This is a genomic window from Streptomyces naganishii JCM 4654 (genome assembly GCF_014650575.1).
Taxonomy (GTDB): Bacteria; Actinomycetota; Actinomycetes; order Streptomycetales; family Streptomycetaceae; genus Streptomyces; species Streptomyces naganishii.
Genome location: NZ_BMVF01000020.1, coordinates 90,339 through 103,440, shown reverse-complemented (window position 1 = coordinate 103,440; position 13,102 = coordinate 90,339). Strand labels below are relative to the sequence as shown.

Genomic DNA, 13,102 nt, shown 5'->3' with positions numbered 1-13,102 from the left:
CTTCCACGGGGGCGGCTGGCGTAGCTCCAGCTCGATTTGAGTGCCGATCCTGACAGAGCTATGGGACTCCAACAAGTGATTCCGTTGTTGCCTTTTGGTTACGCGACGGAATCTGTCGACCAGGTGTCGAGTCGGCGCGGAAAAGGGGGGACGGAGTGTCAGTGGTGCGTGCCACACTCGCGTGCATGGGGAAGATCGATTCCTGGGAAGTTCTGATCAGGCAGGTCCAGGCGGGGGCGAGGGTCAAGTACCTGCACTTCTGGGGGCACCGGCCGCGGCCCGACGGCCGGGTGGGCCCGAGCTGCCTGAGCCAGTGGTGGCCCTCGCCGTTCACCGTGGACGGGGTGACGTACGCGAGCGCGGAGCACTGGATGATGGCCGGCAAGGCCCGGCTGTTCCAGGACGCGGAGGCGGAGCGGCGGGTACTGGCCGCGGGCCATCCGGCGCAGGCCAAGAAGTCGGGCCGCCTGGTGCGCGGCTTCGACGAGGAGAAGTGGGCGCGAGAGCGGTTCGCCCTGGTGACCGAGGGCAGCATCCACAAATTCACGGCCCACCCGGACCTGAGGGAGTTCCTGTTGAACACGGGCGACCGGGTCCTGGTCGAAGCGAGCCCGCTCGACCGCGTCTGGGGCATAGGCCTCCCGGCCGACGCCGAGGCGGCCGGCGACCCACGCCGGTGGCGCGGCCCCAACCTCCTGGGCTTCGCCCTGATGGAGGCCCGATCCCGCCTGCGGGCGACGCCGTAGCCTCGCCGCCACCGCGATACGGCCCGGGGACCGTGGAGTACGCGGCGGTGAGCAGGGGGGCTGCGCGTCACCGCGCGTCACACCTTCGTCGCCGCAGGCCGCGGCAGAGCAGGCGGCTGCGCCTCGGGAGGTGGGTGCGCCTCGGGAGGTGGGTGCGGCGGGCCGATCGCGCGGGGGCGGCTGCGGGGTCGGCTCCTTAAGGCCCGGTCGTCGGGGGCGCCGCGGCTGATGGGCGGCGCGTCAGCCCGCCGTCACGGCGGGTCGTCGGCGGGTCGTCGGCGCGTCGCGCGGCCGCGCGACGGCGCGCCCGGGCGGGCGAGGCCGGCCACCGGAGGACGGCCGGGCCGGCCGTGCTCCGGGGCGCGGACCCGGCGAGCGGCCGGGGCGGTGGGAGCCGCCCGTCGGCCGGCCGCGCCGGGTGGGGGCGCGGCGGGCCGGGGGGTCAGAAGGTGCTGCTGCTGCTCATGAAGCTGGCGAAGACCAGGAGGCCCAGCAGGGGCAGGACCACCGTGGCGACGATTCCGCACACCAGGCCCGCGGTCGCGGCGCCCTTGTTGGTGGCCTCGCCGCGGGTGGCCTTGCCGCGGCCGATGGCGCCGAAGATGATCCCGAGGATGCCGAGGATGACCCCGAAGAACCAGAAGATGAAGGTCAGGCTGCACACGACGCCGATGATGCCGAGCACCAGACCCGTGGTCCCCATGCCGTTGCTCGGCTGCGCGGGCATGCCGTAGCCGGGGGTCTGCGGATAGACCGGGGGCGCGGCCGGGTAGCCGGGCTGGCCCTGCGGATAGCCGTAACCCGGGCCGGACTGCTGCGGGTAGCCGTAGCCCGGCGCGGGCTGCTGCGGCGGCTGGGACGGCGGCCCGAATCCACCGTGGTTGGGCTGCGTGTCGGACATGGTCTGGTCTCCCCTCCGTTGACAGTCAGGCATCGTAATGGCCCTGTTCGCCGTGGGGGACACCGTCCGCCGAGACTGTTGCGCGGGACCGGGTTCAGCGGTCGGCGAGCACCGTGACGGCGGGCCGGAGCGCGCCGTAGTACGGGTCGCTGTCCTCCTCGTGCTGGATCGCGGTGGTGATCCCTATCGCGAGCAGCACGATCACGGCGATGCCGAGGAAGATGCCGATGATCCCCATCACCAGCCCCGCCTGTGCCTGCCCGTGGTTGGTGGCCTCACCGCGCTCCGCCCGGCGCCGGCCCTTGACGCCGAACACCACGGCGAGGATGCCGAGCACCAGCGACACCACGCCGTAGAGGCAGAACAGGCAGCAGGACAGGATGCCGAGCACCATCGCGGCGGTGCCCATGCCGTTCTGCGGGGCCATGGGCATGCCCGGCCAGCCGCCGTAGCCCGCCGGGCCGGGATACGTGGGGTAGGCGGGGTAGCCGTAGCCGGCCGGGGCGGCCGGTCCGGTGGGGGCCACCGGCGGCGGGGGCACCGCGGAGTCGGCGCCGGGCGCGGCGAAGGGCGCGGCCGGCATGGACGCCATCGTGGCCTGGTCGTGCACCGAGGGCGGCGTGTACGGCGGCTGTCCGGGCATCTGCCCGGGCACCTGGTCCTGCGGCGGGGTCTTGTCCAGCGAGGGCCTGCTTCCGGGCGGCGCCCACGGGTTGTCGCCGGCTCCGGCGTCCCCGCCCGCCCGCGTTCCGTCCGTCATGTACTCGCGTCCCCCTCGGTCGATCGTCCCGCCATGCTACGGCCCCGGCACGCGGCCCCGGCCACCGGTCCCGACGCCCGGCCCTCGGCCTCCGCAACGGCTCCGGGATCACTCCGAGTCCCTCTGGAACTCCCTCCGCCACCGTTCCGGGATCACCCCGGACCGCTCCCGGCCCCGGCGCCGCGCCAGTCGTACGCCTACGATGGCCTGGCTCATCGATCAGCCGATCACCCGCACCGCGCCACCCCTCGCCGGGGCCCGCGGTGCCGTTCCCGGGGAGGGACACCTTGACCGACCAGCGCGCACCCCGCGACCCCCACGCCTTCATCGCCGGACTGCCCAAGGCCGAGCTGCACGTGCACCACGTCGGCTCCGCGTCCCCCCGGATCGTCTCCGAACTGGCCGCCCGCCACCCCGACTCCAAGGTGCCCACGGACCCCGAGGCCCTGGCCGACTACTTCACCTTCACGGACTTCGCCCACTTCATCGAGGTGTACCTGTCCGTCGTCGACCTGATCCGCACCCCCGAGGACGTACGGCTGCTGACCTACGAGGTCGCCCGCGACCTGGCCCGCCAGCAGGTGCGCTACGCCGAGCTGACCATCACGCCGTTCTCCTCCACCCGGCGCGGCATCGACGAGCGCGCCTTCATGGACGCCATCGAGGACGCCCGCAAGGCGGCCGAGGCGGAGTTCGGCACCGTGCTGCGCTGGTGCTTCGACATCCCCGGCGAGGCCGGGCTCGAGTCGGCCGAGGAGACCGCCCGGCTCGCCACCGACGACCGGCTGCGCCCGGAGGGCCTGGTGTCCTTCGGGCTCGGCGGGCCCGAGATCGGCGTGCCCCGGCCGCAGTTCAAGCCGTTCTTCGACCGGGCGATCGCCGCCGGGCTGCACTCCGTTCCGCACGCCGGCGAGACCACCGGACCGGAGACGGTGTGGGCCGCCCTGACCGAGCTGCGCGCCGAGCGCATCGGTCACGGCACCAGCTCCGCCCAGGACCCGAAGCTGCTCGCCCACCTCGCCGAGCACCGGATCCCGCTGGAGGTCTGCCCGACCTCCAACATCGCCACCCGCGCCGTCCGCACCCTCGACGAGCACCCGATCAGGGAGTTCGCCCGCGCCGGGGTGCTGGTCACGATCAACTCCGACGACCCGCCGATGTTCGGCACCGACCTCAACAACGAGTACGCGGTGGCCGCCCGCCTCCTCGGCCTCGACGAGCGGGGCATCGCCGAGCTCGCCACGAACGCGGTGCGCGCGTCCTTCCTCGACGAGGCCGGCAAGGCCCGGCTCACCCAGGAGATCGACGCCTACACCGAGGCCTGGCTCGCCCCCTGATCCGAGCCCCGGGACCCCTGCCCCCCGCTCCGCGCCCGGACACCGGCCCGCGGGACACAATGGGGGCCATGCAGACCGTGACCGCCGTGGCGCACCGCGGCGACCCCTACCGCTTCCGCGAGAACACGATCGCCTCACTGCGCTCCGCGCTCGACCAGGGCGCGGACGCGGTGGAGATCGACGTACGCCTGACCCGGGACGGCGTGCCCGTGCTGCTGCACGACGAGACGCTCAAGCGGCTGTGGGGGCACGACCGTCCGCTGCGCTCGCTGTCCGCGCGGGAGGTGGAGGAGCTCACGGGTGGCGGGGTGCCGACACTGGCCGAGGCGCTGGCCGCGACGGAGGGCAGCCGGGTGATGGTGGACCTGCCCGGCGGCCCGGGCGTGGCGGCCGTGCGGCGGATCGTGGGCGTGGTCGGCGACTGCGGGGCCGGGGAGCGCGTGTACTACTGCGCGGGCGCCCAGGCGATGCTAGCGGTGCGCGCGGCCGACCCGTCCGCCGAGATCGCCCTGACCTGGACGACGCTCGCTCCCCCGCGTGCGGGACTGCTCGACGCCGTACGGCCGCGCTGGCTGAACTACCGCTTCGGCCTGGTGGACCGCGCCCTCGCGGCCCACGTCCACAAGGGCGGCCACCTGCTGTCCGTGTGGACGCCGGACACCCGCCGCTCCCTGCGCCGCCTGCTGGACCTGGGCGCCGACTCGGTCACGACCAACCGCGTCGACCTGCTGAGCGCCCTGCGCGGCCGCTGAGCCCGCCGAGCAGCCGCCGGGCCGCCATGTGCGAGGCGACCGTGGCCGCGGCCGCCGCCCCGATGCCCACCGCCACGTCCCACGGGCGTGCCGGCCGCGGCACACCGGCCCGCCGCGGCCGGCCGCGCGCCCAGAGCGTGAACGGGACCACCACGACCGGCGAGGTCGCGGATCCGGGGGTGCAGCCGCGCACCGCCACGGCCTGGGCGAGGTGGACCAGGCCGTGCAGGCCGAAGCCGCTCAGCGCGACCTGGAAGGCGGTCGGCCGCTGCCGCAGCCGGGGCACGTCGCGCCGCGACCAGCACGGCAGGGCGGCCGGTTCCTCGGCGTCGTGCAGGGCCCACGCGGCCGGCAGCCCGAGGGTGACCTCCGGGCCCACTCGCCCGCCGCCGTGGCTGTCGTCACGGCGGTGAGTCCGCCACAGGCCCACGATCCTGTTCCAGCGGCGCGCGAACCCGACGAAGATCAGGGGGTTCCGGCGAGTTCGGCCGTGTCCTTGTCCTTGGCGGCGGCGAGGACGTCCTGGGCCGCGGAGACGGGGCAGACGTAGTTCGCACAATCGGCGCTGCGTCGACCCCGCCCCGCCACACCCGGCACCCTGTCGACCGGCCCCGCCCCGGAAGAAGGCGGCGGCGCGGTCCCCGACCTGCCGGGGGCCGGGTGCGCCGGGGCCCCGGGCGGTCCGTCCTCCGCCCGGGGCCCCGGTGTTTTCCGGCGATGCCGCCGGAAGGCTACGCGTCGAGCGACGTCATCACGTGCTTGATGCGCGTGTAGTCCTCGAAGCCGTACGCCGACAGGTCCTTGCCGTAGCCGGACTTCTTGAAGCCGCCGTGGGGCATCTCGGCGACCAGCGGGATGTGGGTGTTGATCCACACGCAGCCGAAGTCGAGCTTCTTGGACATCCGCATGGCCCGGGCGTGGTCCTTGGTCCACACCGAGGAGGCCAGCGCGTAGTCCACGCCGTTGGCCCACTCGACGGCCTGGTCCTCGTCCGAGAAGGACTGGACGGTGATGACCGGCCCGAAGACCTCCTTCTGGATGATCTCGTCGTCCTGCTTGAGCCCGGAGACGACGGTCGCGGCGTAGAAGTAGCCCTTGTCGCCGACCTGGTGGCCGCCGGCCTCGACCTTGGCGTGGGCGGGCAGCCGCTCGATGAAGCCGGCGACCTGCTTGAGCTGGTTGGGGTTGTTCAGCGGGCCGAAGAGGACGTCCTCGTCGTCGGGCTGCCCGGTCTTGGCGTCCTCGGCGGCCTTGGCGAGCGCGGAGACGAACTCGTCGTGGATCGACTCGTGCACCAGCACGCGCGTGGCGGCGGTGCAGTCCTGGCCGGCGTTGAAGAAGCCGGCCACCGAGATGTCCTCGACGGCCTTGTCGATGTCGGTGTCCTCGAAGACGACCACCGGGGCCTTGCCGCCGAGCTCGAGGTGGACGCGCTTGAGGTCCTTGGACGCGGACTCGGCGACCGACATGCCGGCGCGCACCGAGCCGGTGATGGAGGCCATCGCGGGGGTCGGGTGCTCGACCATCAGGCGGCCGGTGTCGCGGTCGCCGCAGATGACGTTGAAGACGCCCTTGGGCAGGACGGAGCCGATGATGTCGGCGATCAGGACCGTGGACGCCGGGGTGGTGTCCGACGGCTTGAGGACGACGGTGTTGCCCGCGGCGAGTGCCGGGGCGAACTTCCACACGGCCATCATCATCGGGTAGTTCCACGGCGCGACCTGCGCGCAGACGCCGATGGGCTCGCGGCGGATGATCGAGGTCATGCCCTCCATGTACTCGCCGGCCGAGCGGCCCTCGAGCATCCGGGCCGCGCCCGCGAAGAAGCGGATCTGGTCGACCATCGGCGGGATCTCCTCGGAGCGGGTCAGCCCGATGGGCTTGCCCGTGTTCTCCACCTCGGCCGCGATCAGTTCCTCGGCGCGCTCCTCGAAGGCGTCCGCGATCTTCAGCAGGGCCTTCTGCCGCTCCGCGGGGGTGGTGTCGCGCCAGCCGGGGAAGGCCGCGGCGGCGGCCGCCATGGCGGCGTCGACGTCCGCCTCGCCGGACAGCGGCGCGGTCGCGTAGGCCTCGCCGGTCGCGGGATTGACCACCTCGGTGGTCCGTCCGTCGGCGGCGTCCCGGAACTCACCGTCGATGTAGTTGCGCAGACGACGCAGCTCGGTGCTCACTGCCGGCCCTCCTGGTCTGGTTGTCGCTCTTCCTGGCTGTTTCTGGCTGTCCAGCCACTGAGATGCCCACCCTAGTCGGCGCTCCGACGTTTTCAACACCCCCGTCGCGGCGACTTCTGCGAAATCCGCAAGTCTCAGTCCTGTAAACAACGAATTTCATCGCTGCGGCCTTGCGGAACTATCGAGACGTCGTGCACAGTGTGCTCGTGGCCAGTCGAAGCGCAGACCAGAGGGACTCCCGCGAGTCCAGGAACGGCAGTCCCCACCTGGACGCCGTCTCCCTCGCCATCATCGAGCAGCTCCAGGAGGACGGCCGCCGGCCGTACGCCGCGATCGGCAAGGCCGTCGGCCTGTCGGAGGCGGCCGTGCGCCAGCGCGTCCAGAAGCTGCTCGACCAGGGCGTGATGCAGATCGTCGCCGTCACGGACCCGCTCACCGTGGGCTTCCGCCGGCAGGCGATGGTCGGCGTCAACGTCGAGGGCGACGTGGAGTCGGTCGCCGACGCGCTGACTGACATGTCGGAAGTCGAGTACGTGGTGATGACCGCGGGCTCGTTCGACATCCTCGCCGAGATCGTCTGCGAGGACGACGACCACCTGCTGGACGTCATCAACAAACGCATCCGGACGCTGCCCGGCGTGCGCTCCACCGAGAGCTTCGTCTACCTCAAGCTCAAGAAGCAGACCTACATGTGGGGAACCCGATAACCGTGAGCAAGGACCTCAGCCGTACCGCGTACGACCACCTGTGGATGCACTTCACCCGCATGTCCTCGTACGAGAACTCCCCCGTGCCGACGATCGTGCGCGGCGAGGGGACCTACATCTACGACGACAAGGGCAAGCGCTACCTGGACGGCCTCGCGGGCCTGTTCGTGGTCCAGGCGGGCCACGGCCGCACCGAGCTCGCCGAGACCGCCTTCAAGCAGGCGCAGGAGCTGGCGTTCTTCCCGGTGTGGTCCTACGCCCACCCCAAGGCCGTGGAGCTCGCGGAGCGGCTCGCCGACCACGCGCCCGGCGACCTGAACAAGGTCTTCTTCACCACCGGCGGCGGCGAGGCGGTGGAGACCGCCTGGAAGCTCGCCAAGCAGTACTTCAAGCTGACCGGCAAGCCCACCAAGTACAAGGTCATATCCCGCGCGGTCGCCTACCACGGCACCCCGCAGGGCGCCCTGTCCATCACCGGCCTGCCGGGCCTGAAGGCCCCCTTCGAGCCGCTGGTCCCGGGCGCGCACAAGGTCCCGAACACCAACATCTACCGCGCCCCGATCTTCGGCGACGACCCCGAGGCCTTCGGCCGCTGGGCCGCCGACCAGATCGAGCAGCAGATCCTCTTCGAGGGCCCGGACACCGTCGCGGCCGTCTTCCTGGAGCCGGTGCAGAACGCCGGCGGCTGCTTCCCGCCCCCGCCCGGATACTTCCAGCGCGTGCGCGAGATCTGCGACCAGTACGACGTGCTGCTCGTCTCCGACGAGGTCATCTGCGCCTTCGGCCGCCTCGGCACCATGTTCGCCTGCGACAAGTTCGGCTACGTCCCGGACATGATCACCTGCGCCAAGGGCATGACCTCGGGCTACTCCCCGATCGGCGCGTGCATCGTCTCCGACCGCCTGGCCGAGCCGTTCTACAAGGGCGACAACACCTTCCTGCACGGCTACACCTTCGGCGGCCACCCGGTCTCCGCGGCCGTGGGCCTGGCCAACCTCGACCTGTTCGAGCGCGAGGGCCTCAACCAGCACGTGCTGGACAACGAGGGCGCGTTCCTGTCCACGCTCCAGAAGCTGCACGACCTGCCGATCGTCGGCGACGTCCGCGGCAACGGCTTCTTCTACGGCATCGAGCTGGTCAAGGACAAGAACACCAAGGAGTCCTTCAACGAGGAGGAGACCGAGCGCGTCCTGTACGGCTTCCTGTCCAAGGCGCTGTTCGACAACGGCCTGTACTGCCGTGCCGACGACCGCGGCGACCCGGTCGTCCAGCTCGCCCCGCCGCTGATCTCCAACCAGGAGACCTTCGACGAGATCGAGCAGATCCTGCGCGCGACGCTGACGGAGGCGTGGACGAAGCTGTGACGGGCGTGCCGCGCGTGTCCCTTCCGGGCACCGCGCGGCGCACACCTCCGATCAGATGATGATCACTGGCCCCGGGCGGTCCGTTCGAGTGAGAAACGGCGGCCCGGGGCCGTGTGCTGTCCGGCCCCGCCGCGTCGGCTGCCTAGCGTGCCAGTGACCGATCGGCTCCGGCTTCGTTCCCCCGGACGGGGGAATCAGCGGACCCGCACGGCGATCCGCGCGGCACTACCGATCCGAGCGAGGTGTACGTCATGGTGGCCCCACCCGACAACGACGTGCTCTGGGCGCGCGCCCTGCACTACACCCACGACGACGGCTCGCCCGGCCTGAACGGCGTCTCGCTGGGCGTGCGGCAGGGCGAGATCCTGGCGGTCGGCGGCCCGTGCGGCAGCGGCAAGACCACCCTGCTGCGGTGCCTGTCCGGAATGGTGCGGGTGCGGCGCGGCGAGGTCTGGTTCAACAGCGCCCCGGTGCACACCCTCGGCCCGCTGGCCCGCGAGCGGCTGCGCCGGGACCGGTTCGGCTGGATCGACCCCGTGCCCGCGCTCGTACCGGAGCTGAACGTCTGGGAGAACACCGCGCTGCCCCTGATGCTGCGCGGCACCGGCAGGCGCCGGGCCAAGGTGGCCGCGCTGGAGTGGCTGGAGCGCCTGGACGTGGGCGACCTCTCCCGCAGGCGTCCGCACCAGCTGCGCCAGGCCGAGCGGCAGCGGGTCTGCATCGCCCGCGCGCTCGCGCCCGCGCCGACGGTCCTCTTCGCCGACGAGCCGACCGCGCCCCTGCACCGCGCCGACCGCGCGCACGTGCTGCGCACGCTCACCACGGCGGCCCGCTCGCACGGCATCACGGTCGTACTCGCCACCCACGACGCGGAGACCGCGGCCCTGGCCGACCGCACGGTGGGGCTGCTCGACGGGCGGTGCGTGCGGACCGTGCACCTGCCCCCGGCCGGTGACACCACGGAAGGCCGGGCCGCGTGCTCGCTCTCCGTCTGACGCGCGTCGCCCACCCCGCCGTCCACCTGCGCCGCCTCACGGTCGCGGCCGCGTCGGCGGGCACCGGCTTCCTGCTGCTGTGCAGCCTCGGCCACGCCCTCGGCCACCCGGACGCCCCGGGCGCCTCGCTGCTGCGGCTGTCCTGGTGCGCGGTGCCGCTGGTGGCCACCGTGTACCTCGCGGTCGCGGTGGCCCGCGCCGACCCCGGCACCCGGCCCGGCGCGGGCCTGTCCGCGCTCGGCCTCGGCCCCTGGCGGATGATGGCCGTCTCGGCGGCGACGACGGCCCTGTCCTGCGCGCTGGGCTGCCTGGCGGCGGCCTTGGTCTTCCTGCACCTGCGCGGCACCCTCGGCCTCACCGGCCTGCCCTACGACGGCGCGGCCGCCGGCTTCCTGAGCGCCCGCAAGCCCCTCCCGGTCCCGGGCACCCCGACCCTCCTGACCGTCATCCCGCTCGCGGCGTCGGTGACGGTCGCCTTGGCCCTGCGCCCCCGGGAGTCCCGCACCGCGGCCCCCAGGCGGGACGGCCGCTTCGCGACGCACGGGGGCAGCGTCCGGCCGCGCGAGACCGCCGGAACACACAGCGGACTCGGCACCCGCCTGCGCGGCGGCCGGACGGGACCGTCCACGCCCAACCAGACACCCAAGGGCACGCCGGCACCGGAGCACGGGCGTCAGAAGATGCCGGCACCGGAGCCCAGGCCCCAGGGCAGGCCGGCATCGGAGGACAGTTCCGGGGCCAAGCCGGATCCGGCGCAGGGGACTCCGGCGACGCACGCTTCGCGGCCCGGGCACGAGGCCGCGTCCGGCCGGGGCCACCGGCCCGAAGCGGCACCCGCCTCCGCACCCACCGCGGGCAACCAGGACGAGGGCACGTCCGCCTCCACCGCGGGCCAACAGCCCGAAGGGACGCCCGCCTCCGCACCCACCCCGGGCAGCCAGGCCGGGGGCGCCCCCGCCTCCGTCGACGCCCCCGACCACCGGCCCGGGGAGACGCTCACCTCCGCCGCCGCCCCGGGCCACCGGGCCCCGGTGCCGTCCGCATCCGCGCCCGCGCCGGGGCAGCGGACCGAGGAGGCATCCACGCCGGGCCACCGGCCCGGCGGGACGTCCACGCCCGGCCGGCAGGCGGCCGTGTCCGCGGCCTCGGCCGTGCGTCGGGCGCGGGTGTCGGCGGCCGTGGCCGCGGTGGGCGTCGGTTCGCCGGGGGGCGCGGGTGCGACCGTCGTATTCGATGGCGCCGAAGGGGAGGACGAGGAAGCGGACCCGCTGCGTCCCCTGCCGCCCAGGCGGCCCCCCTCCGGGCTGCCCTGGGGGGTCGCCGTGCTGGCCGCCGGGCTCGCCGTGGAGGCGTACGCCGGCCGGTCCCCCGCCCCGGCCGTGCGGGCCACCGCGCTGCCGGGCGGGCTCGCCGCCGACTCGGCGCCGGTCCTCGTCGGCTGGCTGCTCACCGCGTTCGGGCTGGCCCTCGCCGGACCGGGCCTGACCCACCTGTGCGGGCGGCTCCTCCAGGCCGTCCGGCCGGGCGCGCTGCGCCTGCTGGCGGGCCGCGTGCTGATGGCGGAGGCGGGCCGCGTCGGCCGCCCCCTCGGCGTCGTCTGCGCGGTGGCGTCGGGAGCGTACGCCATGACCTGGCTCTACGAGGGCGGCGCACCGGCCTTCGGCCCGCTCACCGCCCTCGGCGCACTGGTCGTCACCGGCTGCGCCGTGGCGGCGCTGCTGACCGCCGCGGTCGAGGCCCGCCAGGACCGGGCCGCGACCATCGCCGCGCTGGTACGCCTCGGGGCGCCCGCCACGACGCTGCGCGCCTGCGCCGCCCTGCGCGCCGGCGCGCTGCTGGCCCTGTTCGTCCCGCTGACCCTGGCGATCGCGCACCTCGCGGCCCTGCCGCTGGCCCGCTGACCGGGCGCCGGAAAGAAGTCGCGGGCCCGCCGATGAGTTCTCGGCGGGCCCGCGGTCTACCCCTGCGAACGCCATCAACGGCACGCTGAGCGAACGGGAGAGACCCGACCATGTACCAGCAGATGATCTTCGTGAACCTGGCGACCGACGACGTGGCCGCGGCGAGGAAGTTCTTCACCGAGCTCGGCTACGCGATCAACCCGCAGTTCTCGACCGACGACTGCGCCTGCGTCGTCATCAGCGACACGATCGTCGCGATGCTCCTCAGCAAGCAGCACTACGCCACCTTCACCAAGAAGGAGATCGCCGACTCGAGGAAGACCAGCGAGACGCTGATCTGTCTGAGCGCCGAGAGCCGCGAGAAGGTCGACGAGCTGGTCGGGAAGGCGATCGCGGCGGGCGGCACCGAGAGCGGCGAGACCCAGGACCACGGCTTCATGTACGGCCGCGCCTTCGACGACCTCGACGGCCACACCTGGGAGGTCATGTGGATGGACCCGGCGGCGGTCCAGGGCTGAGCCCGGGCCCGGCGGGGCGTCACAAGCACTGAAACATCAGTGCGGTTAATAAACAGGCAAAGCCAACGGCCTCGCGGGGCATATGCGTTGACACTTCTGACGGAGCGCTTATAGACCTGTGTGTCTCCTGGGGGTGCTGGGACTTCGGCTCGTGGTCGGCTCAACACCCCCTAAGCCCCCCGCAATTGCGCATCCCGTGAAGGGCAAAGTGGCCATCTTGTCCATATCTCGCCGTACCGCACGTACCGTGCGCATCCTCGGTGTCGCCTCCGCGTCCGCCGCGCTCGGGCTCGGCGCCGCGTCCGCCGCGCTCGCCTGCGACATCAGTGAGTTCTCCGCCGAAGCGAAGTGCGACGGCGGCAAGGGCGTCATCGTCGTCACCGACAAGGACGCCTCCGGTACCCCGGCCGTCGTCACCGTGTTCCTTGAGAACAACGGCGCCGACGCGAAGAAGGTCGGTCAGCACAACGTCAAGGGTTCGGCCGCCGGCACCACGGTGACCTTCGCCGAGGACTGGCAGCCCAACGCCATGTACCGCGTCCACGTCAAGGCCGGCGGCAAGCTGGTCGACAAGGACATCACCCCGAACCTGTCCACGCCGGCCACGGCCTGCAAGGCGGAGTCCCCGAGCACTCCGGCCACCCCGTCGAAGCCGGCGAGCCCGGCTCCGTCGAAGCCGTCCACCACCGCCCCGGCGCCGGCTCCCTCCGCCTCGGAGAGCAGTTCGGCCCCGGCCGGCACCGCGAGCAACGCCCCCTCGCCAGCGGTCGGTGACTCCAACCTCGCCGAGACCGGCGCCAGTTCCAGCACCGGTCTGATCGCCGGCATCGCGGCCGCCCTGGTCGTCGTCGGCGGCGGCGCGGTCTTCTTCGGCCTGCGCCGTCGTGGAGCGAACAGCGGCCGCTGACGCGCACACCGCCAAGTACGGTGGCCCGTCCCCGGGTTCGGGG

Annotated in this window: 13 protein-coding genes and 1 pseudogene; 9 read left to right on the top strand and 5 right to left on the bottom strand. The window is 73.1% G+C overall.

Annotated elements, in window-relative coordinates:
* Positions 1 to 185 precede the first annotated feature (185 nt).
* Positions 186 to 746 (top strand): riboflavin biosynthesis intermediates N-glycosidase, encoded by a 561-nt coding sequence (gene ybiA / locus IE217_RS28815; RefSeq protein ID WP_190180879.1) that lies wholly within the window; start codon positions 186 to 188, stop codon positions 744 to 746.
* A 442-nt stretch (positions 747 to 1,188) separates the two neighbouring features.
* On the opposite strand, the gene IE217_RS28810 is transcribed toward ybiA, so the two are convergent.
* Together IE217_RS28810 and IE217_RS28805 are read right to left on the bottom strand one after the other, a co-directional pair.
* Complete coding sequence (locus IE217_RS28810) at positions 1,189 to 1,647, bottom strand: DUF4190 domain-containing protein (protein ID WP_190180878.1); 459 nt, start codon at positions 1,645 to 1,647, stop codon at positions 1,189 to 1,191.
* Between the two features lie 94 nt (positions 1,648 to 1,741).
* Positions 1,742 to 2,407, bottom strand: a complete 666-nt coding sequence (locus tag IE217_RS28805) for a DUF4190 domain-containing protein (protein WP_190180877.1) — start codon at positions 2,405 to 2,407, stop codon at positions 1,742 to 1,744.
* A gap of 287 nt (positions 2,408 to 2,694) precedes the next feature.
* Between IE217_RS28805 and IE217_RS28800 the strand changes: the two genes are divergently transcribed.
* Together IE217_RS28800 and IE217_RS28795 are read left to right on the top strand one after the other, a co-directional pair.
* Positions 2,695 to 3,744, top strand: a complete 1,050-nt coding sequence (locus IE217_RS28800) for an adenosine deaminase (RefSeq protein WP_190180876.1) — start codon at positions 2,695 to 2,697, stop codon at positions 3,742 to 3,744.
* A 68-nt stretch (positions 3,745 to 3,812) separates the two neighbouring features.
* The gene (locus IE217_RS28795; RefSeq protein ID WP_190180875.1) at positions 3,813 to 4,496 is read left to right on the top strand and encodes a glycerophosphodiester phosphodiesterase; all 684 of its coding nucleotides are present in this window, start codon (positions 3,813 to 3,815) and stop codon (positions 4,494 to 4,496) included.
* Here IE217_RS28795 and IE217_RS28790 read toward each other — a convergent pair.
* From IE217_RS28790 to IE217_RS28785, 3 genes are all read right to left on the bottom strand, one after another.
* Positions 4,450 to 4,920 (bottom strand): HXXEE domain-containing protein, encoded by a 471-nt coding sequence (locus IE217_RS28790; protein ID WP_229865673.1) that lies wholly within the window; start codon positions 4,918 to 4,920, stop codon positions 4,450 to 4,452. The two genes, IE217_RS28795 and IE217_RS28790, sit on opposite strands and share 47 nt — an antisense overlap.
* A 41-nt stretch (positions 4,921 to 4,961) precedes the next feature.
* Complete coding sequence (locus tag IE217_RS35145; RefSeq protein WP_268249182.1) at positions 4,962 to 5,084, bottom strand: hypothetical protein; 123 nt, start codon at positions 5,082 to 5,084, stop codon at positions 4,962 to 4,964.
* Positions 5,085 to 5,227: 143 nt separating this feature from the next.
* Positions 5,228 to 6,667 carry a gamma-aminobutyraldehyde dehydrogenase gene (locus tag IE217_RS28785; protein WP_190180874.1) on the bottom strand — a complete coding sequence of 480 codons (1,440 nt, stop codon included), beginning with the start codon at positions 6,665 to 6,667 and terminating at the stop codon, positions 5,228 to 5,230.
* A 191-nt stretch (positions 6,668 to 6,858) separates the two neighbouring features.
* Between IE217_RS28785 and IE217_RS28780 the strand changes: the two genes are divergently transcribed.
* The 6 genes and pseudogenes from IE217_RS28780 to IE217_RS28755 all read left to right on the top strand — a co-directional run bounded on the left by IE217_RS28780 (position 6,859) and on the right by IE217_RS28755 (position 13,059).
* Positions 6,859 to 7,374, top strand: a complete 516-nt coding sequence (locus IE217_RS28780; protein ID WP_190180873.1) for an Lrp/AsnC family transcriptional regulator — start codon at positions 6,859 to 6,861, stop codon at positions 7,372 to 7,374.
* Positions 7,359 to 8,738, top strand: coding sequence for an aspartate aminotransferase family protein (locus tag IE217_RS28775; RefSeq protein WP_189709097.1), 1,380 nt, complete (start codon positions 7,359 to 7,361; stop codon positions 8,736 to 8,738). Before IE217_RS28780 ends, IE217_RS28775 begins: the two co-directional genes overlap by 16 nt.
* 251 nt (positions 8,739 to 8,989) lie before the next feature.
* Positions 8,990 to 9,733 (top strand): ABC transporter ATP-binding protein, encoded by a 744-nt coding sequence (locus IE217_RS28770; protein ID WP_190180872.1) that lies wholly within the window; start codon positions 8,990 to 8,992, stop codon positions 9,731 to 9,733.
* 1,064 nt (positions 9,734 to 10,797) lie between these two features.
* Positions 10,798 to 11,634: pseudogene (locus IE217_RS35470) on the top strand (hypothetical protein); the annotation flags it as partial.
* Positions 11,635 to 11,744: 110 nt separating this feature from the next.
* Positions 11,745 to 12,152 (top strand): VOC family protein, encoded by a 408-nt coding sequence (locus IE217_RS28760; protein WP_190180870.1) that lies wholly within the window; start codon positions 11,745 to 11,747, stop codon positions 12,150 to 12,152.
* Positions 12,153 to 12,399: 247 nt separating this feature from the next.
* A complete protein-coding gene (locus IE217_RS28755; protein WP_229865669.1) occupies positions 12,400 to 13,059 on the top strand; it encodes an LAETG motif-containing sortase-dependent surface protein in 660 nt (219 codons plus the stop codon).
* Positions 13,060 to 13,102: the final 43 nt, after the last annotated feature.

What these genes read in the sequence shown, in the direction of transcription:
- ybiA (WP_190180879.1), top strand. Translation starts at nt 186, where the DNA reads ATGGGGAAGATCGATTCCTGGGAAGTTCTGATCAGGCAGGTCCAGGCG.
- IE217_RS28810 (WP_190180878.1), bottom strand. Translation starts at nt 1,647, where the DNA reads ATGTCCGACACGCAGCCCAACCACGGTGGATTCGGGCCGCCGTCCCAG.
- IE217_RS28805 (WP_190180877.1), bottom strand. Translation starts at nt 2,407, where the DNA reads ATGACGGACGGAACGCGGGCGGGCGGGGACGCCGGAGCCGGCGACAAC.
- IE217_RS28795 (WP_190180875.1), top strand. Translation starts at nt 3,813, where the DNA reads ATGCAGACCGTGACCGCCGTGGCGCACCGCGGCGACCCCTACCGCTTC.
- IE217_RS28770 (WP_190180872.1), top strand. Translation starts at nt 8,990, where the DNA reads ATGGTGGCCCCACCCGACAACGACGTGCTCTGGGCGCGCGCCCTGCAC.
- IE217_RS28760 (WP_190180870.1), top strand. Translation starts at nt 11,745, where the DNA reads ATGTACCAGCAGATGATCTTCGTGAACCTGGCGACCGACGACGTGGCC.